The sequence below is a fragment of the Pseudobutyrivibrio sp. genome (genome assembly GCF_015057185.1).
Classification (GTDB): Bacteria; Bacillota; Clostridia; order Lachnospirales; family Lachnospiraceae; genus Pseudobutyrivibrio.
In genome coordinates this window covers 64,178-90,363 of the sequence record NZ_SVEV01000002.1, presented here as the reverse complement: position 1 = coordinate 90,363, position 26,186 = coordinate 64,178, and the positions used below count along the sequence as shown (strand labels likewise).

Here is a 26,186-nt window from a genome sequence, read left to right as displayed (position 1 = left end):
TAACACCTTTATAATGTATTAAGCATATCTTTTACTGAATTAAAAATCTGGAATCCAATTGCACCTGTTGCGGCCAACAATAAAAGCAATGAGATAACCTTTAAACCAATGTTTTCTTTTATTGGTACATCGTTTCCATCAACTACAATTACTGCTTTGCCATCGTTGAGTCCCATTAAAATATCTTCAACAGTCCTATATCTGTTATCAGGAGCAAATGCACACAGCTTTGTAATAACTGCTGCCAGCTTTGATGATGCATTATCTGGAGCTTCCAGCTTGGCATTTGGGTTTAGTCTCATGCTCTGAGCGTTAGTAGAATCAGCTACGGTAGTTTGTTGTGGATATCTAGGCATAAATGGAAGTCGTCCGTGGTTAACTACCTGATAAAGAACAATTCCAAGTGAATAGAAGTCTGCACGATTATCGTAGTTCTTAAGCATGAAAACTTCTGGCGCCGCATATGAAACAGTTCCGATTGCAGTCATTTTGACCTCTGTTTCTTCAAGAACTCGTGCGATTCCAAAATCACCTAAATAAAAATCGATTTTATTCTCTGTTCTAGAATAAAAAATATTCTCAGGCTTAATATCTCGATGGATAATTTTGTGAGACTCGCAAACCTTTAGGGCATCGCACATATCTGCACAAAGCTTTCTTCCAATTTTTTCTGCATCTTTTTTTGTATACGATTCGCAGTCTTTTAACAAGGAAGATAATGGAGTAAGTACGTCCATTTTTATGAAGATAATAAAACCTATTTCATCTTTCTTTTCAACTACATCAAAATCATTAATATGAACTATATGAGGGCTTTTTAACTCATTTAACAATCTAATTTCAGAAATCGCCTCATCACGTTTTCTTTCGCAATATATCTCCGGAGTAATTCCCTCTTTGGCGATAGTATTTTCTGCCTCAGCGCTGCGAGCTGTAATCTCAACAACTTTTATTGCAAAACCTGTTTGTAATCCCGTACCTGTATCAGTTTTGACACATCTGTACACAGCCCCGTAAGAACCTCTACCAAGTTTTTCAAGAATTATAAGGTCCGGATATTGTTTTCTAATCTGTTCTACATAATCGTCACCAGAAAAAGCATCCTGGTTAAATAGAACAGTTCTATCATCATCTTCTACAAGAATTTCTGTTGTATCTCCCAATTTTAGTCCTCAATTCTTTCTATTGAATAATCAGCCAATTTTGATTCAACAAACTTTTTATATAAATTAGTTTCTGTATCAAAACCAGTTACATAAAATGTGCGATTATAATCTCCAAGCTCCACTTCTGCCATATAGTTGTCAGTGCATGTTTCGTAATTCTGGTAATCAAAGCTAACAGTTCCATCGTTTTCTAATACCAAGTCCTTATAGAGGATAGGTCTATAGAAATCAAATGTTGCACTATCACCAGTCTCGCTGTCAGTAAATCTTCCTGTGATTTTATAAACTAAAATTACAGAACGCTCATCACCGTACTTTTCAGTACAAAGATAAGTATTAATTCTCTTTACGCTCTGAACTTCCCACTCACCAGTGCCATTAGCCTCGTCTGACCTAATTTGGTCTTCGCCCTGGCTTATTGCATTTCTAAGAGAGTTAAGGGAAATCTGACTGCTATCAATAACACCGCTAGATAAATCAACAACCTTGAATTCTTTTGTCAAAGAGCTAGGTGCAACACCATAATCTGTAGAAAATGCTGCCACAACATCCTCGGCATCATTGTACTCTATAGAAACAACGACTGTATCTCCATTACTTAATCCATCCTTTTTGTCCAATACATAGGTTAGATTGTATGCCTTGTCAGTCTTTGTATAATTGTTAACTAATGTTGCCTTTCCATCTGGTTCAATTCCAGAGAAGGTTACTTCTATCTTTTCAAATGGATCAAATGCTTCTACTTCCTGAAGGCCTTCTACTTTATAGTCAATATTTTTGTAAACAAATGAGTTTTTTATCTTTGAATTCACAACATCATCAATTTTCCAAGAATATGTAACACTATCGCCATTTGAATAGCCTTCGCCATTTGAAGTATCATACACCTTTTCAAGATGAATGCCATCTTCAATGACTGATAATGAAGATGAACTATCATTTTTGAAAACTATTTCATCTTCATATTTTTCTTTAAATGAATCATAATCAAATGAAACATCTAATGTGGCATAGCCTTCAATTCCATCTAATTGAATAGTTACAAATTCATTTAAATCGATTGGCTTGTATCTCAAATAATTTAAATACATAAACCCAATTAATAAAAACAGAACAATTACCCCTATGAGGTGAATGTAACTATTATTCGATTGTTTCTTTTCCATATATCCATTCTCTCCCAACTAAGCTCTTATTAGTCACGGGCAAATACATCACGTGTGTATACTTTGTCTTTTACATCATCAAGGCAGCTGTCGTAGCGATTTGCAATGATTGCATCGCTAAGCTCCTTGAATTTTGAAAGGTCATTAACAACTTTTGAGCCGAAGAATGTTGTGCCATCCTCAAGTGTTGGCTCGTAGATGATAACGGATGCGCCCTTTGCCTTAACACGCTTCATGACGCCCTGGATTGATGACTGACGGAAGTTATCTGAGTTTGACTTCATAGTAAGTCTGTAAACTCCGATTGTTACTTCCTTTTCATGTTCCTTGCTGTACTGATTTGTTTCCTCGTAGCCGTAGTAGCCAGCCTTTTTGAGAACCTGGTCAGCGATGAAATCCTTACGTGTACGATTTGACTCTACGATAGCGCGAATCAAATCCTGTGGTACGTCAGCATAATTTGCAAGTAGCTGCTTAGTATCCTTTGGCAAGCAGTATCCGCCGTAACCAAATGAAGGATTGTTGTACTGGTCTGTGATACGTGGGTCGAGGCAAACACCCTTGATAATTGCCCGTGTATCAAGTCCCTTTGTCTCTGCATAGGTGTCAAGCTCGTTGAAATAGCTGACACGAAGTGCAAGGTATGTATTGGCAAAAAGCTTTACAGCCTCTGCCTCTGTAAATCCCATAACAAGTGTATCGATATTTTCTTTTATTGCACCCTCTGCAAGAAGTGCTGCAAATTCCTTAGCTGCATTTGTAAGAGCAGCATCATTTTCATCCGTTCCAACAATGATACGGCTAGGGTAAAGATTATCATAAAGAGCTCTTGATTCTCTAAGGAACTCTGGGCTAAATAAAATCTTATCAGAGCCCATCTTTGCTCTAATGTTTTTAGTGTATCCTACTGGAATAGTAGATTTGATAACCATGTACGCATTAGGATTTACCTTTTTAACAAGCTCAATAACTGCCTCAACAGCTGATGTGTCGAAGAAATTCTTAGTGCTATCGTAGTTTGTAGGTGTGGCAATTACTACAAACTCTGCATCCTTATATGCACTCTCGCCATCGAGAGTTGCCACCAAATCAAGGTCCTTATTTGCAAGATAATCCTCAATCTCTGTGTCAACGATTGGAGACTTTTTATTGTTTATTAAATCTACCTTTTCAGGAATAACATCTACTGCTACAACATGGTTGTGCTGTGCCAAAAGAGTCGCAATCGAAAGTCCCACATAACCTGTACCAGCTACAGCAATTTTTCTATTCATAATATTCCTCCTACTAAGGCATGCTCCAATTTAAGCATGCTCTTAATCCGCTCAATTACGCTCACAATCCTAAGATATTGATTACGCCCACTAACACGTGGAGCTTCATCAACACTTAGAGATTGTTAGCTATTGAGCTCATATAATTAATTTAAATATTGAACAAACAAATTCGCTTTTACGATTACTCTTCCTTAAGTCTGTACCAGCCATCAAGGATGGAAAGGTTAGGGTTGTAGTATGGATCGCCCTTTTCTAGGATGTCTGGCCAGCGCTTTTCAAGCTTTTCTACTTCGGAATTGAAGCGGGCAACTTTTTCACCTGTATCTTCGTAGCCACGAGATTTTGACTCATAGTGGTAGAGCTCTGCGTGTGGGTTGTAAACAACAAGATAGCCCTTGTCACGAACCTTCATACAGAAGTCAACGTCGTTGAATGCAACAGCAAGCTCTTCTGTAAGTCCGCCAACCTCTTCAAAAACTTCTTTTCTAATCATAAGGCAAGCTGCAGTAACAGCTGAAAGATCCTGAGTAGTTACGGCTCTGAACATGTATCCTGGCTCGCTGCGCTCTAAGCCAACAAAGGTGTGACCGGCGATTCCACCGATTCCCATTACAACTCCAGCGTGCTGTACTGTGTTGTCAGGATAATACAAAAGTGCACCGCAAATACCAACATCAGGACGAAGACAAACGTCAACCATTTCCTTGATACAAGTCTCATTGATGATTTCTGTGTCGTTATTAAGAAGAAGATACATATCTCCGCTGGCGTGTTTTGCACCTAAATTGTTAATAGCAGAGAAATTAAAGCCTGGAGTCTCGTAGTGAACGATTTTCACATCAGGACGATTCTCGATTGATTTGTAATACTCGAAAGTCTCTGGCTCTGTAGAATTGTTCTCGACAATAACGTACTCTATATTTTTGTATACACTCTTGGCATCAATTGATTTGATACATTTATCAAGGTCATCTGTGTGATCCTTGTTTGGAATAATAATAGAAACAAGTGGCTCCTTATCCCAATGATATGTGGTGCGATAGCAACCATAGAATGTATCTTGCTCAACTGTGGCTGGAATGCCAAGTCTATCGTAATGTGCCTGAACAGCCTTTGCACCAGCATCGAAGGCGTAAAGCTTTGATTCTGCAGACATAGCTGTTGATGCAGCGTGGCTCCTCCAGTGATAGAGAGCCTTTGGCACATGATGTACATTGGCAGCTGCCTCACAGTAACGCAAAATCAAATCATGATCCTGAGCACCGTCATATTCTTTATTAAATCCGCCAACCTTTTCATAGAGGTCTCTCTTGAAAACGAAAAGGTGACAAATGTAGTTTACTGAACAAAGTAAATCTAAGTTGAAATCTGGCTTGAACACTGGCTCAAAGTATTCCTTGGAATCCATGGAAATTTTATCCTCGTCAGTGTAAAGCACGTCGATTGTTCTATCCTTATTGATTGCAGCAACAAGCTCATACATAGCATTTGGCGCAAGTGTATCATCATGGTCGGAAAGAACAATGTAATCACCTGTAGCAAGTGCTATTGCTGCATTTGTATTCTCTGAAATACCTAAATTGTCACTGAGATGTGTATATTTAATGCGGCTATCGCTACCATATTTTTTCTCAATAAATTTGCCAAGGCTATCATCTGGACTACCATCGGCAAGGCAAAGCTCCCAGTTTTTGTATGTCTGAGCCTGGATGGAATCAATAAGCTCTACCAAATATTTCTCAGGAGTCTGATACATTGGAATAACGATGCTCATAAGTGGCTGGTAGTCAAATACCTGATCACGCTGACGCTGAAGCTCTACCTCTGTTGGTCCAAAGCTTGTAAGGAAATCCATGTATGTGTACTTTGGTGCATCGGCATCCTTGAATTTATCAATGGCATGCTTGATTGTAGCGCCAATTCCATTGTCCTGACGATAGAGCTCGATACGTTCCCAAAGGCTCTTCTTTGGAAGAAGATTGCCGCCTGTAAGAACATGGGCTGTATCTACCTTGCAATCGTATACCTGACCGTTTGCTGTAATTGTAAGACGGAGCTTTTTGTAATCTGCCTTGTCAAAAACAATCTCAAGTCCTGAGTCGCATTTTTCTGTAAGCTCTGGATATACGCCATAAACGTCCTTGCGGAACATACGCTTAACAGAAATTGGAATCTCCTTATTTCCATCATATAAATGGAATTCCTCAGGAACATTTCCGATTGCCCAGCCAAGGATTTGAATTTTGTCGTCTGTAACTGCTGCACGCTCTAAATTGTACTCGTACTCTTTTTTGAGCTTTTCCAAATCGCGGCCAGTAGCTTTGTAAACTACTGAGCGAACCTGATTAGAAGCGCCATTCTCACCTAATACGCAAACAAGCTTGAGACTCTTAACATCTCTAAGATTCTCAGGCAAAGTAATCTCGCCAACGTACTCCTTTGAAACGCTTTTGTGGGCAGCAATGTAACGACGGCGAACTTCGTTGCCCTCGTTAATTGTGATGTCCATTTTATAAGGCTTGCCATTCATCTCTGCCACAAGGTCATAGCCCTTTGGGTTGTCGAATGGGTAAAAGCCCTGGAATAATAATGTATTTTTCTTTGTTAAATGGTATCGAATAAATACCACATTAAAGGTATCTCTCAAAATAATCTTCCTTCTATTTCTAGTTCGTTTATCTGGTTACTCTACTTTCCATGTGCCAGTACGAACATCAAATTTCTGAACTCCGCCTCGACTGTAACCATCCTCTACTGTGAGGCTAGCTGCAATATCTTCAGTCAACGTACCAGCTGCAATTATATCATAGAATAAATCTTCTACAAGTGTCGCATCTGCCAAAAGACCATTTGCAGTATTTTTAGTAGTTGTTCCATATTGATAAACAAAATCTAAAATTCCCTGCTGTAATCTCTTCACCGCATCACTGACGTAATCATCATCCTTGAAATGTGGCTCTGGAACGCCATTTTCCATAGTGAAATTGATAAACTGTCCAAATGGAGCGCTAAGTGCATTTTCAAGGAAAAGCTGATATTTGAGAAGCTTGCTATCCTCAATCAGGCGAGGATCTGTAATCTCAAATATAGCATCTGCACGTCCGCCGATTCGCTCTGGCTTATTTGAGTGAAGGGCAAGATAATGACCTGCAATATCTCGACCTGTAAGCTTCATAAGGAAATACTGAATGGTTCCAGAAAATCCCACATCTACTACAGACACATCATTGGCGCCGGATAATATATCTCTGGCATAATTGAGGTAAGCATTTTTCTCAACTGCAGCCTTTGCAAAAATCTCCTGCTCATATGGTGATAGTGCTTCAAGCATCTCCTCAGGCTCTGTCTCATAATCGAACTGTCTGTCCTCATCACCCTCGTGGAGCTGTAAACCAAAACGCTCGGCCAATAGATTGCTGAAGCTGCCCTGATATTTCTGTAAAAGTAATTCTCTAATGTCCTCGTCATTTTCAAGAGCTGGCACTGCACAGCCTCGACGAGAAGCAAGGAAATAATGAATATCAGGAACATCAATTCCTCTAGCCTTGCAGTAGGTCTCGATCATTTGCTGAAGCAAATATCCCTCTCTAGCAAGAAGAAGTAATCGCTCATTAAGCTGAGTATTTTGCTCCACAATCCACTGAACAAATCTGGTCAAAAGTGGTCCCATGGTTGTATAACCGAAATCATAAATATCCTTGAAATTAAGGGTACCATCTTCGTTAAAGGCAAATGGAGAATTGAAAAGTCCACCATTAATTGCCTGCCCTACCATAATGGAGTTGGCTAAGCTGCTTTTTGCAAAGGATTTCAAATAATCCATATCAGAAAGCTCAAGCATAGCTCTAGGATTAAGAACTATGTGGCTATCAATGCCTCTATCCATAAGCATCTGCGAATCACTGCGGAAATTGTCACCAACGTGAATGAATTTGGCCTGGCCATAGTTGGCAAGCACCATTGACCACATAGTACCGTCATCCTTGCGGGCACCAACCTCGCAGGAAATAAGCAACTCGTCGTATCCACCAATACCGCATTTATGAAGAAGACCAACAACCTCAACTCGATTTAGATACATGTCGCTAACAAGAATCACATGGCGTCCCATTGCCTTTAATGTGTTGAACACATCAACCATGTCCTTGCGTGGCATGCAAAGTCTATTCTCCAAATCTATCTCTAATCGTTTGATTTCAATTGCCAAATCACCGATTACTTTGTCCCCGGCGATTTCCACATATATTTTGTCAATGGTGGTCATTGCACCATATTTCTCAGTGGCAGCAGCCTCAGCTGCCTTTCTGATTTTAAGGAAATCAACATGCTTCCCATATTTATTAGCTATGATGCGTTCCATAAGTCTAAACACATCATCAGGTTCGTAAATGCCGCGAGTGATTAGAGTATCAAAAATATCAAAGGAAATTACATCATATGCACCAAGCTTCATTGTAAGAAGCTCTTTATCCACCTTGAAATTGTTGATAAATGGACGAAGACTCTTATTTTTAACAGTATCCTTTTCCTCTAAATACAGGATGTAGTCATCAAAGCCCTGCTTTCTAGAAACAAATGGCAAAATACGCTCTAGAGCATGAGCCAATGTGCCATCAGTCTGTCCCTGTTCTCTAGGGAAGTCCTCATAGGTATATCCTCGCTCAAAAATTGGGCGAAGCGCCTCTGTGCGGGCCCAGAAGAAAGAGCCTGCAGGATAATTAAATACAGAAGGCATCTCACCAAGGTCATATTCCTCAAAAAGCTGTCGACCAATCCCCTCATTGGCAAGCCATGAATATGCAATCATTGGAACCTCTTCCTGGATATCAGGGTATACCAGTCCAGCATTTTTATTTTTGAAGAGGTCTAAAATGTTGTTAACCTTTTCTGGCGAACCAAGAAGTAGCTCAAGACTAAACTGTCTCCAGCCACCCTTCTCAGCTCCTGAGTATAATGACTTTTTACTGTGGATATGCAAAAAATAATCGTGATTTAATATTTCACTTGCAAACTTAACATATAAAGGTGCCAAGTCACGACCTCTGTTTGGCAGGTTTCTAATATCCAAATTGCCGATTTGTTTGAGGCTCTTTAGGCCTGCCTTTATTGCATTAACATCAGCATCTTCCTGACAAGAAATGTACAAATCAAATTTATAAGGAATGTTGGCGAAGTAGCTGACAAACTCTGGAAGCAGATCCACGTAGAACAAATGTAAGTGAACTGCTATTGATGGAGCAGGCTCGCCCTTTGCAGCAAGCTTTGCTGCTTCTTTGGCTGCCAGCTTAGCAGCCTTAGCCTCTTGTCTCTGCTGCCTTTTAGCCTGTCTAGCTGGAGTATCCTTGCCTATCAAAAATGATTTGAAGGCTCTAATACTCTCTAGGGTCTGGTAACCCTTAGTATTTACAGTATTCTCATATATTGTTCTAAGTTCAGCATTAACTGCCTCTATATTTCTGATGTGAACATCCTTGGCAGCTATCAGCTCCTGAAGCTGTTTGATTTGATAATCACGAGATGCTATTGCAAAATCAGCAGCTGTCTTGCTATGACTATCAGCATGAGCTCTAAGCTCATTTAAATTTTTAACATCCTTGAAGCAATACTGAGACTGGAAGTGATCCTCCATCTGCTGGTATGCAATTTTTTCCGCATCAGAAATATCTACCAGATTGCCAGGAAGCTGGCAGAACTTCACCGCGCGATATAAAACGTAATTGATAGGCACTGGGAAATCAAAGGTCCACTCGTAATCTATAATTTCCCATCCTCTATTAGTTTTAATAATGTTTTCAAAAATTAAATCTATATCTAAGAATTCTGATGCAAGTACTCCACGAGGTAAATCCACATGACCAAAGACTTCCTCAAAGGCTGGTGTCAGCTGGAATTCCTTTGAATGTGGCATATAGGCATTTTTAATAGCCTCAATGTATCTAGGAGCATCCGCCTCAGTGATGTGCTCTCCCTCGAGGAACTCACTCTCGATGGAATCTCCAACTAATTTACTCTCATTTACGCAAAAATCAGAGCCCTGCAAAATATTCTGCAAGCCTCTGTAACTATCGTAAACTCTATGTATATGTGCCACGGCATCACTATCATATGGTCTTTTAATTACGATTTTAACGCCGTCACGCTCAATAATATCTGTGACAATATTGTATTTTGGATTTCGCTCATTAGAGAGCTTTTCATAAAGTAACTTTTCCATTTATCTAGCAATAAGCAAGTAATCGCCTGCTCCTCCCCCTTTGTAATCCTCGGAAAAAATCTCTGTTGTATATAAATAATCAGGGCTAACTCTATAGCTCAAAATATCGTTAAATCCTGCCTCCGCTAAAAGCTTCCTAGTGAAGCCAGACAGTCTATCCTTTTGAGAAAGAGCATATACAAGTCTCCCCTCTGGGCTAAGCATTTTTTTTAAAACTGTAGGAGTCTCAACCAATTCGCCGAGGCTAATAATGATATTAAATGTTGTTTTAATATTTTCGATAGTCTCTTTTTTTATCTCAGGCAAAAGCGAAATAATATTATCATTCTCCGAGGAGTATTCATTGGTCATACCAATCATTACATCTGTCGCCTGCTGATTGAGCCATTCCACAAGAGACACACTATCAGGATTAAGAATCAGGACATTATCGCCTTTTGTAATTCCAACAGGAGAGAGAACATTGCTACGCAAATGAGAAAATGTCTGTATCGCTTGTTCAGTTCCCTCATCAAATATCCGCCTATTGTACTTTTCTTGAAGCATAGCCTTCCTCCATTTTTCTCATAGTCCCCGTTTATTTTACCTGCTGAACAGTAACCTTAGAATTCATGTCATAATAACCAACTGTATTCTTGGTACTAACAACAGTAATATTCATAACATCATACAATCTATGATATGCAACGAAATCCACACCATCGTAGCCTGTACAGCTAATAGACATCAGGTATTCTCCGCCCTGCATATCCATTCTCTGGGTAAATGTAGCTACGTACTCGCTGCCTTCCTTGCAAAGCCCCACATCGCATTTCTCATACATGGTATTAGTACCAGTAACATCAATGCCCTTTAAGGTCTTGAAGGTAAGTGTAAAAATAGGATTCTCAATATCTGTATTAAAGTGTACCTTTGATTTAACGGTAAATGTACTACCCTTCATAATGGCATTAGTGTATGTACCATTATCATCAATCACCGCAAAATCCACTATACTTGCTCGACCATCGCCGTACTCATTAACATTAGGATTCAACTGATAATTTGACTTCCATGAATTACCATCATCAGCCTCAGGGGTTACCTTTTCGCCAAGGGAATCAATGTCATCCATTCTGCTATGAAGTGCAGGCTCCTGGCCAACAAGAATCTTCTTATAGATATCAATCATATCCTTTGGAGTACCCTCGGCCACCTTGTCACCCTTATTAATAAGCACCGCCCTATCGCAATACTTACTAATGGCACCCAAATCATGGGAAACGAAAAGAATAGTCTTGCCGGCAGCTTTGAACTCCTCGAACTTTTTATAGCATTTCGCCTGAAAGAAAACATCACCAACGGAAAGAGCCTCATCAACAATAAGGATCTCCGGATCAATATTAATAGCCACCGCAAAAGCAAGTCGGACAAACATACCGGAAGAATAAGTCTTCACTGGCTGAAAAACGAAATCGCCAATATCAGCAAATGACAAAATATCATCAAGCTTGGCATCAATTTCCTCATTTGTATAGCCAAGCATAGTACCATTCAAATAAATATTCTCAATACCTGTGTACTCCTGGTTAAAACCAGCTCCCAGCTCTAACAAAGCCGAAATACGGCCATCAACATTGACCTCACCCTTGGTAGGAGAAAGTACACCAGTAATAATCTTTAAAATTGTAGACTTACCAGAACCATTAGTACCAATCAAGCCTACGCACTCGCCCTTTTTAACCTCAAAGGACATATCCTTAAGAGCATAATGCTCCTTATAATTCTTCTTTCTCGTAAGCCCAAGTGTATCTGCCACTCGCGCCTTATTACTATCGTAAAGCTTGTAAACCTTATCTACATTCTTTACCTCAATAACGTAATCACTCATAATGCCTCCAAATTTATCACAATTTTACCATAAAAGCGCCTTCTCGCAAAGTTTTCACCAAAATTATTCGTCTTGCCACCAACCTTTATGCCCCCAGTATCCCTTACCATCTTTTCTTCCACTTTTTGATTCCCTGCCCGCCCTTCAGGCGCCAGCCGCTGCCCTACCCCTCTCCCAAGATACAATTTCGCGAATATCGTAGTTTTCCAATATGCAAAAGGGAGCATCCCGCATGTGTCTTTCTATGGATGAACTATTTTGAAAAATGTATTTTTGTTGGGCGGACATTTTAGTAAGTTCTAATTGGTACAACTCAGGTCTCAAGGGGGAATTGGGCTCATAATACATTCACCAAGAAAAATCACAAAGCTGGATTATCATATATTGGCACCGTGCTTTATACGACATCGTGTCGCGTGTCGCACTTGCGTCGCCGTCCTAGCGACGCATGCCAATATATTGATAATCCAGCTTTTATTTTTCTAGGTTCATTCCAAAATTGCCCAATTCCCCCTGAGCCTGAGTTGCACTAAATATAGTTGTTGGTGTCCGCCCATAAAATACCTTTTTCAAAATTGTACAGACATGAGAAAGACACATGCTAATAAAAGATGCGATTCTTTGCATATTTGGAAAACAAGATATTCCTGCGATGTATCTTGGGAGAGGGGTAGGGCCGCGGCTGGCGCCTGAAGGGTGGGCAAGGATTACATGGGGCCGGAAGAAAAGATGGTAAGGGAACAAGAAGAATCCGTGGCGGTGGCAAGACGAATAGATGGAGGGGCGAGAAGAATCTGTGGGTTGTGGCAAGACGAAAAAAGGTGGCGCCGAATGCGCCACCTTGCTCATGGCTTCAGGCCCCATTCCTGAAGCTGGAGGATATTAAGTTACAACACGGATAGATCCGCGTAATCCGTAATAACTCCATCCACACCAAGACGCTGAAGCGAAAGCATCTGGCCTTTGTTTTCTGGGCCATAGGAATATACTTTTGCGCCTGATTCGTGGATTGCTCTTACCGTTTTAGGTGTAAGAGTTTTCATGTTGATTCCATAGTATTCCGCTGGATACTTAGTTGGCAAATCCGATTTACCAAATGATGCTAACATCATTATTGGCTGCTTTGGATCTAGTTCCTTGATTGTAGCAAGGTAATCATAGTTGAATGACAGGAATACGATTTTATCGAGAAGTCCGTATTCTGCACATTTATTGTATACCTCCTCTACAAATTCAGGGTCATCGCCAATGTTTTTGAGCTCGCAGAAAATTCTCATATTGGTGGACTGCAGTAGGCTTAGTGTCTGGTCAAGAGTTGGGATTCTTTCATAGATGAATTCGTCTCCATACCATGAGCCTGCGTCTAATTGCAGTAGTTCCTCGTAAGTGTAATCTGCGACCGTGGTTTCATCTCCCGTTAGCCTTTCCAATGTATCATCATGGAATATTACTAGTTGGTCATCTTTTGTCTTTCTTACATCAAATTCAACAGTTTTAGCTCCACATGCATAAGCTCCTGCAAATGCGCTTAAGGTGTTTTCTGGGTAAGCACCTGAGTAGCCCCTGTGAGCTACGATTTGCACCACAATATCCTCATCTGCATCTGCTGGTAAAAAGCTGAACTCGTTGAAGATAAAAAAAGAACAAAGTAAGGCAACCAGTGTAACTACAACTGTTCTCCTTACTTTTGAAAATGACTTTAATCTCATACGCAAGCCCCCCCTCTTCTAGCTAATTATATTTTATCACTATTGCCATTATCTGACATTAAACGTCCAATAAAAAAATTGCCCGAAAATTTCGGGCAATTTTTATTTAATATTTTCTAGAGGATTTTTGATAATTTTTTGAAATCGCTTTCACTATACTCTTCAAAAAATCATAGGTTTTTGATTTTCCTCAGAAAATCAAGAACCGGATATGGACCAATATTTTCTGAAAGAAAATATTGCCCTGCAGAGCAGGGTTTTTGTGGGCTTTTTCCTTAAGTTGCCCACAAAAAGTCATAAAAATCCTCTAGAAAAATATTATAGAACGTCTGCGAATTGTGGTTGCAATTTGCGGAATACGTGAGTACCTAAGAAGTAAATCACTAAAGTGAAAATCCAGAAGTACGCTGTGAGGGCTGGGCGTGTCCAGAAGCCTACATGGGAGATAAAGCAATCACGATAGCCGCTGGTAATATAATACATTGGGTTAAGCTTCAGTACATATGCTAACCAAAGTGGGATTTTATCAAGCATGCCATCAAAGTTCCACATAATTGGGGTAGCCCAGATGCCTACCTGGAGGATAATATTAATGAGCTGAGCCATATCCTTGAAGAATACGCATAGGGCGCTTGTCATGTAAATCAATCCAATTACAAGAATCATCATTGCAATGGAATAATAAACCACCTGTAAAATATATGGAGAAATTCCAAATCCGTAAAGTAGGTATACTACCAATGTGAAAAGCACGAAAAATCCATGTACAAACAATGAGGATACAGCCTTTACTACTGGAAGTACGTTAATTGGGAAAACTACCTTTTTAACCAAGTAGTTGTACTCCTGAAGCACAACAGTGCCTGCTGATAGCACCTCAGAAAAATAAAACCATGGCACGATACCAGCTGAAAGCCAGAGAACGAAAGGTGCCTGTATTCCTGCCTTTGTGCCTTGGGTTCCTGCATTTAATGCTTTGTCAAAAACTATCCAGTAAACAAGCACTGTAATTACCGGTTGCACGAAGGCCCAAATCACACCAAGTGTTGAGCCAGCAAACTTTTGTTTAAAATCATTTTTTGCAAGCTTTGCTATTAACTTATTGTTTGAAATAATATCTTTTAACATATAAATCCTAACGTTTAATGTGTTTATTTTGATTCTCGTATCCGGCTAAATCAAGCTGCCAATCAGAAGCTCCATCCTCTGACTCAGATACAAGCTCAAATCCCATGTCTCCATAGAAATTCTTTACCATTTTGTTTTTGGCTGTTGGGAGATAGTGACCCTTTAATGTTTTTACTCCCCTTGCCTTTGCTCTGGCAACAAGCTCGTCCATCATAGCATATTCCATGTCTCTCTTCAAAACACGACAGCTCATAAGCCATAAATCAATATCACAAGCATCCCCATTTACGTGTCCAATAACAATGCTAACTACTCCATTGTCACCGAATTTATCCATGAGCTTGCCATAGAGGGTAATGTAGCTATCGTCTGCTGCTGTCTCCTCTATTTCTGTTTGTGTGAAACGCTTGGTTGTAAGGTTAAACTGATTTGATTTGTTGGTAAGCTGAGCAATTCGTGCCATATAAACTGGCGCAAAGGAATCAATCTCAGCGGTCATCTCTAATGAGTCAAGGTACTGGCCATAATCAGTAAAACTACTTTGAAGCTTTGCTCTGGCTGCATTTTCCTGATACATTTCATTTCGTTTTAAATCGTCTGCAGAAATGTTTGTAGCCTCGAAGAAGCCTGAGCGGTCAATTGTCTGGATGTAGTGAACTACGTTGTCCAATTCTGGGGCGCATACTCCCTTTAACTGCTCTGTAACAATATGGCGCTCTGCTGGGTTGTCATCCACAAATACAAGACTCTCTGGCAAAAGAGTAAGCTCTGCTGCAATGTCTGCAAAGTTTTTGTCCTTTGGATCCCAGTTTGCCTTTATAGAAATAAAATCATTTTCTTTGAATTCACTGTCAGGATGGTTAATTCCTGCAATGGCATTCTCATAATCATTTTTTGAATCTACATTTAATATTACACCCAGTTGCTGATGAGCCTTTAAATATCTCTGGAACTCTGTGTAAGCCTGACCCTCTGCTTCCTCAGGTCCAAGAACAATGCCATCCACACCGTCATCGCCAATGACGCCGCCCCAAAGAGTATTATCCAAATCGAGGACAAATCCCTTTTTATTTTTACCAAGAAGTGACTTGATAATATTGGCTACATTGAAGGCCAAATATGGGATTGCAGGTACAGACATGGCATATTTGTACATATACCAATAGAATGGATCTGACCATTCCTTTAATCCGTAATCTGCAGAAATATAATTCAAATCGCATACGTAGAAATTCTCGGTTGCCTCTGCATAATCGTACATGCGCTGATTGAGTCTGCTAATGAAATTCATAGCGCCACGATAATCGTAAGCATCTCTATTTCCCATTAATCTGTACAATGGCATTTCGAAATTGTTCTGGATGATTGGGCAATTGTATTTCTCAGCCAAGGTCTTCCAAATGGTTTCGTATTTCTCGTACTGATTATTTAAAAGCTCATTCACATCATCCCTGGACATGGAAAGTGTAGGGAATGAGGTGATGTTTCTATTGCTTGTGCAAACATAAATAATATCAGGAGCAAACTCCTCTAACTCTGGGTTAGGGAAAACAGCATCCTCATAGTATTTATTGTATTCGCTCTCATAGAAGGTTGGGCGAATACCGTTATTTAAAAGGAAAAGCTCCATCATAAGAATGATGTTTGCTGTAGTGCCACCACCTAAAACTGCAATCTTTTTATCGATGAATTTGGTGTCGGCTGCCAAAAGCTCCTTTTTAATTCTTTTCTTTTTCGAGAGTAAATAATCTCCATCAAATGGATACTCTAACTCTTTCATATTCTAGTCCTCACTGGATTTCTTATTTTCGTACTTATATATTGAAACATCCTCGTTTTCATAAACAAGGTTTAGTCTCCAATTGTTATTCACATAGTTTGGATGTCCCATATCTGTTACAACTAAATAATCCATTTTGTAAATATCGAAAACAGCATCAACTTCCTTCCAGTCATCGCTATAAAATTTCTCGTTGATTGAAAGCATTGCCTGAACCTGCTTCTGAGAAATATCTGAATAATCATATCCCTCTAAATAGCACTGGCGCTCAGAAAATGCGCTAGCGTAGAAATAAATATTACGATAATCAAGCTCCTCTGAGAATCTATCTACAACAATTTGGGCATCCTCTGGCGTATTGTCTCTGAGCCATAGGTAGGCATCTAAAGTGTCCTTTGAAACCAGGTCAGGTCTGTCACCAGCTTCTGTGCGATAAACTGCATTTTGTTCAAGATCATCGATGCAATAGTGTGCAATATCAAGCACTAATAATACCACTCCGAGGCCCCAGAATATATTCATGAAATATGAAATCAAGCGACCTCTGTTATCAATTATGTACATAACAGTGCCATAGAAAATAAATGCTGCATTTGTAATGACAAAGTATCCCTGAGAAAGACCGGGAACTGATACAAAGCAAAATCCAATAAGTCCCATCATAACAGAACCAATAACGAACCAATCAAATATATTTCCGATAACACCGTCTATAATTAAGGTTTTGAATTTAGAAACTGCAAAGCCTGTAAATGGCAAAATGCATGGTCCGATGATGCACATGCCGCAAAGAATTATAGCTATGATATTCCATGGCGCAGCAAGATAATTAAATCCTAATTTATCAAAAACCTGTCCAACTCGACTAGCCTCAAGTGTACCAGCAGGGCCAAGTGTCATGGCGCGGTTGTTTGCACCAGATGAGTTTAAGCCTACTGTTACAAGTATGTAGGTAAAAATGAAGCCTACCAATGTGCTGATAACATATAAAAGTCTGTGGAAATGAAATCTTTTGGTTATGCAAAGCTCGACCACAAACACTGCCACGGTAATGCCTGCCAAAAGAGCTCCGGTAGTGCCTTTGAAGCCTGTGGTTGTAGCTGAAAGTACTAAGAGGGCAACCATAATCTTTGGAGAATATTTGTCATACCAAACCTCAACCAAAATATCCACCATAAGCACTGTCAGTGACATTGCAAGTCCCATAGCATTGCCATTGCTAAACAAATGATTATCAAGCCATGACAAAGGGAATACTCCACCTGCCACATTAAGTGGAAGCAGGCAAATACATGAAATCAAGGTGCCAAAGCAATAGAAAAAGAATTTCTTTGGTGCACACTCACGACCAGCTCTGATACGCTCGCCAATGGTCATAAGTGCAAGAGATAAAGGCCAAGCAGAAACCAAAGCATTGCCATTCATGTATGTTCTAAAAGCGTCAAAATGGAAAATGTTTTTGCACATGGCAAAAATCAATTCGTAGAAATAATGGTAGTAAAATGTCAGACCATTAATTCTGATATCCTGATTTGGAAAGCTCCTACTGAGGGATGCGATATTTCCTGTATGAAACAGAAAATCGTGATACACCTGAGTAGTCTGTCCCGAAAGAGCTCCGTAAAACTTAAATTGAAAATTAATTACCGAAACAATATATATAAATGCAAATATTCCAAGGAAGGTTGTACTGAATCGCTCACCAGCATTAAAAAGTGATGGGCGCCCTCTTTTTATATACATTCTCAAATACATTATTGTGGCAAGTGGTCCTGCTATGGTAATAAGCAAACCGACACCAAGAATAGATTGTATATAATAAACAAGTGCTAAGTACGCAACTCCCAGGAAATATCCTGCCAATAATCTAGTAGATACTTTTAGTCTCCTTGGCAACAAGAAATTTGAAAATAACATGCCAGGAAACTGTATCCACACTATGCTATATATTAAAAATATCAGTGTAATTCCAAAACTAAACGTCATAAAAACCTTTCTATTTTTCTGGTGAAAGCTGTCCCAATTTAAAATGCTTACGGCAAAGTGCTACATAAGAATCGTTGGCACCAAGCATAACCTGTGGGCCTGAACGAACCACTCCGTTTTCGTTGTAACGAGTATTGCATGTAGCTTTGCGACCACACCAGCAAACTGTTTTGACCTCGTGAATAACATCAGCAATTGCAATCAGGCGCTCTGAGCCTGGGAACAATTTATTCATGAAGTCAGCTCTAAGTCCATATGCCACAACTGGCACATCCATAAAGTCAACAATATCAGACAAGTAATCAACCTGCTCAGGTGTAGCAAATTGAACCTCGTCAACAATAATACAATCGTATTTTTTAATCTCCTCTTCAGACATTTCCATCAAGTCCTCTAAGAAGACACATTCATTTTCTAATCCAATACGGGAACGCACAACGCGCTCACCAAATCTAGTGTCCATTTCAGGTTTGACCAGAAGGGCATTCTGCCCAACCTCCTTGTAATTGAAATGGGTCATAAGCGCATTAGCTGTCTTTGACGAGCCCATCGCTCCATAATAGAAATACAATTTTGCCATAACGTGCCCCTTTACACAAATTGACAGAAGACCATCATAATAGTCTCCTGTCAAATACTAATTTAGTAAAATAATTTTCTCTAGTTCTCTAAGTAAAGTGCCGCTGTAAGGATACCGTTATTGGCAGTAATATTTACTAAGATATTAGAATCGTATCTATTTACAAATTTAAGATCCAAGGTATTGCCTGAGATAGTTGCATCCCATCCTTCTGGTAAATAATAAACTGGAAGAGAATGTGGATGGCGCTCAGAAGCAGAAATACCTGCTGTCTTCATAGCAGCGTAAATTGTAGATGAAACCTGGCATACACCACCGCCGATTCCCATAGCGTGCTCCTTGTTAATGAAAACTGGAGCCTCTACAAAACCATTAGCTGCAGTACGAGGTCCAATTGCAAGGTTGGCTGAGAATGTAGAGCCTGGTGCAACCACTGTGCCATTAACATGGCTAGCAGCGATAGCAATATTAGTGCCACGAGCAGCTGTTGCATCATACTCTGTAGTATATGTACCAAGAAGTGTGTACTGCTGTGGAAAAACAACATCAGTAGCTCCAACTGTAGGTGTAGCATCTCTGCCCTCTGCCTTGCCTGCGTGAACATAGTGGTAAACATATGCTGGCATATTATCACCATAAATTGCTACCAAGTCAGGATTCTTGTTCATATAGTCAGTAGCATTAAATGTACCGCTGGCATTTCTGCCCTCGTAAATACCAATGTAAAGATAGTGATTTAAATAATCAATTTCATTTGAGAAGCGGTCAGCAACATCAGGATATGTAGCCTTGTAATATGCGCTATCAAATACCTGAGTAATAGCCTGGATTTCATCGTTAGAAGCAGCCTCAGCTGTCACTGTAGGTGCAAGAACAAGCGCCCCAACGAAGCAAACCAATGATACTATCAGCTTGTTAATACTCAAATTAAAGTTTTTCATATCATCCTCCATATAATAGAACCTTCCATTTTGCGGAAGGCCAAATATGACATCCCGCTGACGTGTCGAAAACCAGCCAGCAAAATCTACGTATAGCAGTATTTTAGCACTTATAGATAGATTTTTAAACAAAAAGAGATGCAAGTCTAATGCTTGCACCTCTCATAGTAATTTAATTATTTCTTTTTTGAAGTAGCCTGCTCTGCCTCAAGCTCCTTACGCTTTCTGAGTGCCCAAGCTCTAAGACCCTTTTTCTTTTTCTCTGGCTGAACATTGCCACCGCGAAGTCCCTTAACCTTTGTAATATAAAGACCAGAAACTGTAGCCTTTACTTCCTTTTTAACAGGAATCTCATCAAAAATCTCAGCATCGCAAAGAAGTGTCATCATCTGAGGTCCAACCTTTGCCTTAACAACTGGCACCTTTGAATTCTTAGCGTACCATGGTGTTGCTGAAATGATAGACTCTGGAAGTCCTGATTCCTTCATTTTCATACGTTTCTTGTCAATGATAAGCATTGAAACCTGCTGTGCAACCGCATCCATCTGCTCTCTCTGCTCAGCCTGTCTAGCCTGCATCTTCTTACTCCATCTGTTGAGAAGAATAATAAGCACAACCAATACAACGACGATAATGAGCAAAACGATCCATGCTCCCATATAATATCCTCCTAATCTAAGGCCCCTAAGAGCCACAACTAGTGAACATTTTACCATGACATCTCCCCAAAAGCAACTACTGCCACCACACCCTCAGTTACTATTCACAGGTCCCTTTTTGGGTAGGCGCCAGCCCCTGCCGGTCAAGGTGTCACGGTGTGTCTACAATTTCCAGATGTCATGGTTGTATTGTTCGATTGTGCGGTCGCTTGAGAAGAAGCCTGCATTAGCGATGTTTTTGATCATTTTGCGGCCCCATTCGGTGCGGTTCTCATATGCTGCGTATGCTTTTTCCTTGGTTGCACAGTAGTCTTTGAAGTCAGGGAAGGTCATGAACCAATCCTTGTTAAGGAGTTCGTTGTATAGGCGCTCAAGATTTTCCTTTTGGCCAACTTCAAGGAGTTTGTCAGATACGATGAAGTCTACGCACTTCTTTAGGTTTTCATCCTTTTCGTAGTAGTCGCGTGAGCAGTAGCTACCATCGGCGTAGCGCTTGATAACTGTGTCTGAGTCTTCGCCGAAGATAAAGATATTGTCATCACCTACGAAATCGTGCATTTCTACGTTGGCACCATCCATTGTTCCGATGGCTACGGCACCGTTGAGCATGAACTTCATGTTAGAAGTACCTGATGCTTCCTTTGAAGCAAGAGAAATCTGCTCGTGTATGTCACATGCTGGAATCAGCTTTTCTGCAAGTGTGACATTGTAGTTTTCTACCATTACAACCTTAAGGTATGGGCTAACCTCTGGGTCCTTTGCAATGATTTCCTGTAAGCAAAGGATAAGGTGAATAATGTCTTTTGCAATAACATAAGCTGGAGCTGCCTTTGCGCCAAAAATAACTGTGATTGGACGAGCTGGCTTTTTGCCTTCTTTGATTTCGAAGTATTTATTGATTACATAAAGAGCGTTCATCTGCTGACGCTTGTACTCATGAAGTCTCTTGATTTGAATGTCGTAAACGCTGTTCTCATCGATTTGGATTCCCTGTGTCTTAGCTAAGTAGTTCTTGAGAACGACTTTGCGAGCATCCTTTACATCAAGGAAACGCTTGATTACTGCTTCGTCATTCATGAACTGCTCAAGTTTTTTAAGTTCTGTTGCATCCTTTTTAAAGCCAGGTCCAATAAGCTCTTCGATGAGCTTTGCAAGCTCAGGATTGCAGTATAATAACCAACGACGGAATGTGATACCATTGGTCTTGTTATTAAATTTCTCTGGATAGAGCTTGTAGAATTTGTTAAGCTCTGTCTCCTTTAAAATCTCAGTATGGAGAGCCGCAACACCATTGATTGAAATACCATAGTGAATGTCCATGTGTGCCATATGTACGAGGCCGTCCTTAATGATGGCAACATCTGGATCTGCCACTTTCTTGGCAATGCGGTTGTGAAGCTCTCTAATTATAGGCATGAGCTGTGGTACAGCCTTCATCATGAAGTGGATTGGCCACTTCTCAAGGGCCTCAGCGAGGATTGTGTGGTTTGTATATGCAGTACATTTAGAAACCACATCAATCGCTTCATCCATTGTAAGGCCACGAATCTGAAGGAGTCGAACAAGCTCTGGAATAACCATTGATGGATGTGTATCATTTATCTGAATTACAGCATAATCTGGCAAATCATAAAGGTTTGAGCCCTTTTCTACAGCCTCATCTAAAATGAGCTGAGCTGCATTAGATACCATGAAATATTGCTGATAAACACGAAGCAATCTACCATTATCATCAGAATCATCTGGATAAAGGAAAAGTGTTAAATTCTTTGTAAATTCGCTCTTATCAAAATTGATGCCGTCCTTGATAATTGACTCATCTACTGTTTCAACATCAAACAAGTGAAGCTTTGTAGAAACTGAATCATAACCAGTTACATCTATGTCATACATACGAGAACGTACGTTAAAGCCGCCGAAATCGACCTGATATGTTTTATCTGTTTTTGTCATCCAGCTGTGCTCAGACTTCCAAGGATTTGGCTCCTCGTTCTGGAGATTATTTTTAAACACTTGCTTAAAAAGTCCCATATGATATGCAAGTCCAACGCCATCGCCATTAAGTCCAAGTGTTGCAATTGAATCTAGGAAGCACGCAGCAAGACGGCCAAGTCCACCGTTTCCAAGAGATGGCTCAACCTCGATTTCCTCAATCTCAGCAAGTGATTTTCCGGAAGCCTCAAGCTCTGCCTTTACCTCATCATAAAGTCCCAAATTAATCAAATTATTAGAAAGGAGCTTACCAATCAAAAACTCCGCACTGATGTAGTACAGCTTTTTCTTGCCCCCCTGAATCTCCTTACTCTTAGCTTTGTCCTTTACATATTCTAGCAAACCAATGTAGATTTCCTCATTAGTGCACTGGTCCATGTGGCGGCCGAATCTTACCTTAATATACTCATTTGCAGTCATATTACCCTCCATTCTATATGGCGATGCAAATCTAATTTTACATGCTCCCGCAGGGCACCCCTCATAACTTCGCTAGGCAACTTTCCACACTTCGTGTGGCGCCCTCCTAGCTCGTCATGATACTTCCCTGCTCGCGCTTTCCAAGACTTTCTATGCATCGCATAATTATAATGTTTCGCTTGAGACACCCGTGAGCTTGTAGATTACGGGCTCACCTAAAATCTAAGTCACAATCTACTATGAGTATACTGCTATAGATTCGGCTACGACTTGCGTAAATCTATTAAAAAGTGATACTATTCTATCAAATGTACTTATTTCTCTGCACGGAGTTCAGAAAAAGCTTGCACAGAACTGCCCTGCCCTAGGCAAGTCCAATGGCAGTTCTACATTGTAATTATGATTAATATAAATGAGTATCAGGCTATACACGAAAAAACAAGTCACTTTGATTTTAATATCCCGTACAATACCTACCCTTGTACTATTCCGCTGGATTTCGACAGCGTGCCACTGCATTGGCATGAGGACGTGGAATTCATTTATATAAAAAAGGGGCGAGGGATTATTGTCATTGATGGCTCAGAATATGATGTGGAAAAAGGAGACATAGCTTTTATTGTCCCTGGAAATGTTCATGGGATTTTCCAGTATCAGGATGATTCCATGGAATATGAGAATATATTGTTTAATGGGAAAATGTTTTCTTCGTCGCTGGATGATTTCTATGATACTTTTCTGCTTCCATTTTTCGAGAATACAGTTGAGATTCCAAAGATTTTTAGAAAGGGTGTCACTGGCTACGAAAGCCTGAAGAAATATTTAGATGCAAATGACAATATTTCCTCTCACAGAGAGGGGGCCTGGGGGCTTGCCATCAAGGGTAATTTGTATTTGCTACTATTTAATTTGGTGACATTATACGAAGAGAAAATAAATTCCAAGAATAATAAACGAATCGACAAGCTAAAGCCGGTTATCAAACATGTAGAGCTGCATTACAGCGAACCTATTACCGTGGCAGAAATGGCTGCTCTTGCTGGATTTTCCGAATCTCATTTCATGAGATTTTTCAAGGAAACCTTCGGGGTTAGCTTCATCACTTATTTGAACGATTATCGACTATCAATGGCTGCCAGAATGCTGTTATCCACAGAGGAAACAATACTAGAAATATCCCAGCAGGTAGGCTTTGAAAACCTGTCACATTTCAATCGGCAATTTAAAAAGAAATACAATAAAACACCTAGTCAATATACAAAATCCCCTGCCAAATAGCAGGGGATTAATTTTATCTAAATCTAAGATTTAGTACATATATTCAGCTTCTTGCTCTAAGAACTCAAGGTATTCTGAAGGAACGCCAGCCTCTTTCAAATTATCAATAAGAGTATTGAGGTCTATTGATTCAGCATATGCTTCCATAGACTCATCATCAAAAGCATCGATTGCATCCTTAGGAGCACTATGTGCGTCTACGTCTCCATAAGTAACCTTAACATCGAGTGTTGCAAATGCTGTGGTGTCTGATTTTAGAGAAATAGAACAATCTGTCTCATCTCCTGTAGCCTTGAATACAAAGTCATAGCTCATTGTAGCCATCATTGTGCTAAATGTATCATATCCGAAGTAAGCATCCTCGCCTGGAGTGAGTACGAACTCACCAATGAGATTACCCTTCTTGTACTCATCTGAATCGTAGTCAATTACTTCGATTTCAAGAATCTCGCTATCATCTGACTCAAGTCTGAACTCACCATTAATTATTCCACCATCATTTGTACCAGAACCTACAAATGCTGATGATGAATAAGCTGACTCAAAACCAATTTCCATACCGAACTCATCGCCATCCTCTGGATAGTATGCATAGAGCTTACCATCTTCATTTTCTGGCTCAAAATCGATACCCTTCAACTCACCCTTATTGTCTACATAAACATTAAGTACACCGTATTCTTCGCCGGTCTCATCATGCTTTTCAAGCTTCTTAAGTGTCTTTTCCTGCTCCTTAACAGTAGATTCTACTCCATCAAGGAAATCTTCATACCAATCGTCGAAATCCTCTGAATCGTCTACATCAAATTCATCAAAGTCTTCATATAAATAATCATCATAGCTGTAAGATGAGCCGTATGCTGTCTCTAATGATTTCTCATAGTCATACATAACTCTCATTGCTTCCTTGAGATCTTTGTCCTCAAGAATTTCGTTACCAACAGCAACTGACATAGCTGCGATTGTTCTCTCATCTATTGTTGTAGAAAGAGCATAGTATTTTGCCTCTACACCGTCAGCTTCGATTTCTTCTTTGTCCTTATCAACATCATCAATCTCATCTAATGCAAGCTCTGTATATTTAACCGCAAGCTTTCTCATTTCATCTGATGAAAGAATCTGCTGCTCAGTACCGTTAAGGTTCTTGTAATAAGCAAATAATGCGTCTATATCTTCATCAGATAATGAACCGAAATCGAATTTAACATACTGGTCTGACAGCTCAGGAATCTGCATATATCCCATTTCCTTTGACAAATCCATAAGGTAAACAAGGGATACAACATCAACGCTGTTGATTCCACCAACCATATCCATGCTAAGTAAATCTTCGTCATCACCTGAAACCTTGATTGTAAAGTGTGCAGAATCTAACCAATCAAGGTCAGTTCCGTAATCCTCTAACATATCCTTGAGCCCCTCATCAAGAGTAAGGGTTGTTGTTACTGTACCATCTTTATGAAGGTTAGTGTTTTCATCATAAAATGCAGCACTATCTGCAAACGAATCATCTACTGCATTTGAAATTGAATCCTTTAAAAGCTTCTTACCGCTTGTAAATGCAGCCTTGTTAAAGTAGAAAATAGCGCCTACTGCTGCTGCAACTGCAATAACTGCAACAACGATAATAATAATTGCCTTAATTCCAAACTTTTTCTTTGTTGGAGCAGCCTCTGGAATTGGGCTATAGTATGGCTGCTGTCCCTGGAACTGCTGGTCTTCAAACTGCTGATTTGAATTAAGCTGTTCTGGTGAAAGCTGCTCTGTAACAGCCTCTTCGTATGCTGGAGCCTCCTGTGTTGGCTGAGTTTCCTGGAAAACTGTAGTAGCATCTGGATCTACAGCATCCTGAGCCACTGGTGTCTCCTCTACAGCTGGTGCTTCCTCAGCTACCGGTGTCTCCTCTACTGGAGTCTCTTCTACTGCTGGTTCAGCTTCTACCATTGGATTTCCGCATTTAGGACAGAACTTAACAACACCGTTAATCTCATGTCCGCATTTAGAACATATCATATTTCTT

The 26,186-nt window shown here is 40.0% G+C and carries 18 protein-coding genes; 1 reads left to right on the top strand and 17 read right to left on the bottom strand.

Annotation, left to right across the window (positions count from 1 at the left end; genetic code table 11):
• Nucleotides 1-8 precede the first annotated feature (8 nt).
• The 16 genes from E7276_RS01905 to E7276_RS01830 form a co-directional block, all read right to left on the bottom strand.
• The gene (locus E7276_RS01905) at nucleotides 9-1,163 is read right to left on the bottom strand and encodes a serine/threonine-protein kinase (protein WP_294213052.1); all 1,155 of its coding nucleotides are present in this window, start codon (nucleotides 1,161-1,163) and stop codon (nucleotides 9-11) included.
• Nucleotides 1,164-1,165: 2 nt separating this feature from the next.
• A complete protein-coding gene (locus E7276_RS01900) occupies nucleotides 1,166-2,332 on the bottom strand; it encodes a hypothetical protein (protein ID WP_294213049.1) in 1,167 nt (388 codons plus the stop codon).
• Nucleotides 2,333-2,361: 29 nt separating this feature from the next.
• Entirely contained in the window at nucleotides 2,362-3,606 is a 1,245-nt protein-coding gene (locus E7276_RS01895; protein WP_294213046.1) for a nucleotide sugar dehydrogenase, read from the bottom strand.
• A gap of 184 nt (nucleotides 3,607-3,790) precedes the next feature.
• Entirely contained in the window at nucleotides 3,791-6,256 is a 2,466-nt protein-coding gene (locus E7276_RS01890; protein ID WP_294213044.1) for a glycosyltransferase family 2 protein, read from the bottom strand.
• Nucleotides 6,257-6,292: 36 nt separating this feature from the next.
• Nucleotides 6,293-9,823 (bottom strand): rhamnan synthesis F family protein, encoded by a 3,531-nt coding sequence (locus E7276_RS01885; RefSeq protein WP_294213041.1) that lies wholly within the window; start codon nucleotides 9,821-9,823, stop codon nucleotides 6,293-6,295.
• Complete coding sequence (locus E7276_RS01880; RefSeq protein WP_294213038.1) at nucleotides 9,824-10,369, bottom strand: hypothetical protein; 546 nt, start codon at nucleotides 10,367-10,369, stop codon at nucleotides 9,824-9,826. It lies immediately after the preceding gene.
• A gap of 31 nt (nucleotides 10,370-10,400) precedes the next feature.
• Nucleotides 10,401-11,693, bottom strand: coding sequence for an ABC transporter ATP-binding protein (locus E7276_RS01875; RefSeq protein WP_294213037.1), 1,293 nt, complete (start codon nucleotides 11,691-11,693; stop codon nucleotides 10,401-10,403).
• The gene (locus E7276_RS01870; RefSeq protein ID WP_294213034.1) at nucleotides 11,690-11,815 is read right to left on the bottom strand and encodes a hypothetical protein; all 126 of its coding nucleotides are present in this window, start codon (nucleotides 11,813-11,815) and stop codon (nucleotides 11,690-11,692) included. The genes E7276_RS01875 and E7276_RS01870 overlap by 4 nt, the downstream gene beginning before the upstream one ends.
• A 765-nt stretch (nucleotides 11,816-12,580) precedes the next feature.
• Nucleotides 12,581-13,402, bottom strand: a complete 822-nt coding sequence (locus tag E7276_RS01865) for a glycerophosphodiester phosphodiesterase (RefSeq protein WP_294213031.1) — start codon at nucleotides 13,400-13,402, stop codon at nucleotides 12,581-12,583.
• Nucleotides 13,403-13,720: 318 nt separating this feature from the next.
• On the bottom strand, nucleotides 13,721-14,530 hold the full coding sequence (locus E7276_RS01860; protein ID WP_294213029.1) for an ABC transporter permease: 810 nt from the start codon (nucleotides 14,528-14,530) through the stop codon (nucleotides 13,721-13,723).
• 7 nt (nucleotides 14,531-14,537) lie between these two features.
• Nucleotides 14,538-16,310, bottom strand: a complete 1,773-nt coding sequence (locus E7276_RS01855) for an HAD-IIIC family phosphatase (protein ID WP_294213026.1) — start codon at nucleotides 16,308-16,310, stop codon at nucleotides 14,538-14,540.
• 3 nt (nucleotides 16,311-16,313) lie between these two features.
• Nucleotides 16,314-18,227, bottom strand: coding sequence for a hypothetical protein (locus tag E7276_RS01850; RefSeq protein ID WP_294213024.1), 1,914 nt, complete (start codon nucleotides 18,225-18,227; stop codon nucleotides 16,314-16,316).
• Nucleotides 18,228-18,306: 79 nt separating this feature from the next.
• Nucleotides 18,307-18,876 (bottom strand): thymidine kinase, encoded by a 570-nt coding sequence (locus E7276_RS01845; RefSeq protein WP_294213021.1) that lies wholly within the window; start codon nucleotides 18,874-18,876, stop codon nucleotides 18,307-18,309.
• An 80-nt stretch (nucleotides 18,877-18,956) separates the two neighbouring features.
• Entirely contained in the window at nucleotides 18,957-19,817 is an 861-nt protein-coding gene (locus E7276_RS01840; protein ID WP_294213018.1) for a VanW family protein, read from the bottom strand.
• 176 nt (nucleotides 19,818-19,993) lie between these two features.
• Nucleotides 19,994-20,476: a hypothetical protein gene (locus tag E7276_RS01835; RefSeq protein ID WP_294213017.1), complete on the bottom strand. Its 483-nt coding sequence runs from the start codon at nucleotides 20,474-20,476 to the stop codon at nucleotides 19,994-19,996.
• A 162-nt stretch (nucleotides 20,477-20,638) separates the two neighbouring features.
• The gene (locus tag E7276_RS01830) at nucleotides 20,639-22,888 is read right to left on the bottom strand and encodes a glycogen/starch/alpha-glucan phosphorylase (RefSeq protein ID WP_294213013.1); all 2,250 of its coding nucleotides are present in this window, start codon (nucleotides 22,886-22,888) and stop codon (nucleotides 20,639-20,641) included.
• 399 nt (nucleotides 22,889-23,287) lie between these two features.
• On the opposite strand from E7276_RS01830, the gene E7276_RS01825 reads away from it, so the two are divergent.
• Complete coding sequence (locus tag E7276_RS01825) at nucleotides 23,288-24,166, top strand: AraC family transcriptional regulator (protein WP_294213010.1); 879 nt, start codon at nucleotides 23,288-23,290, stop codon at nucleotides 24,164-24,166.
• Nucleotides 24,167-24,196: 30 nt separating this feature from the next.
• On the opposite strand, the gene E7276_RS01820 is transcribed toward E7276_RS01825, so the two are convergent.
• Nucleotides 24,197-26,179 carry a zinc ribbon domain-containing protein gene (locus tag E7276_RS01820; RefSeq protein ID WP_294213007.1) on the bottom strand — a complete coding sequence of 661 codons (1,983 nt, stop codon included), beginning with the start codon at nucleotides 26,177-26,179 and terminating at the stop codon, nucleotides 24,197-24,199.
• Nucleotides 26,180-26,186 lie beyond the last annotated feature (7 nt).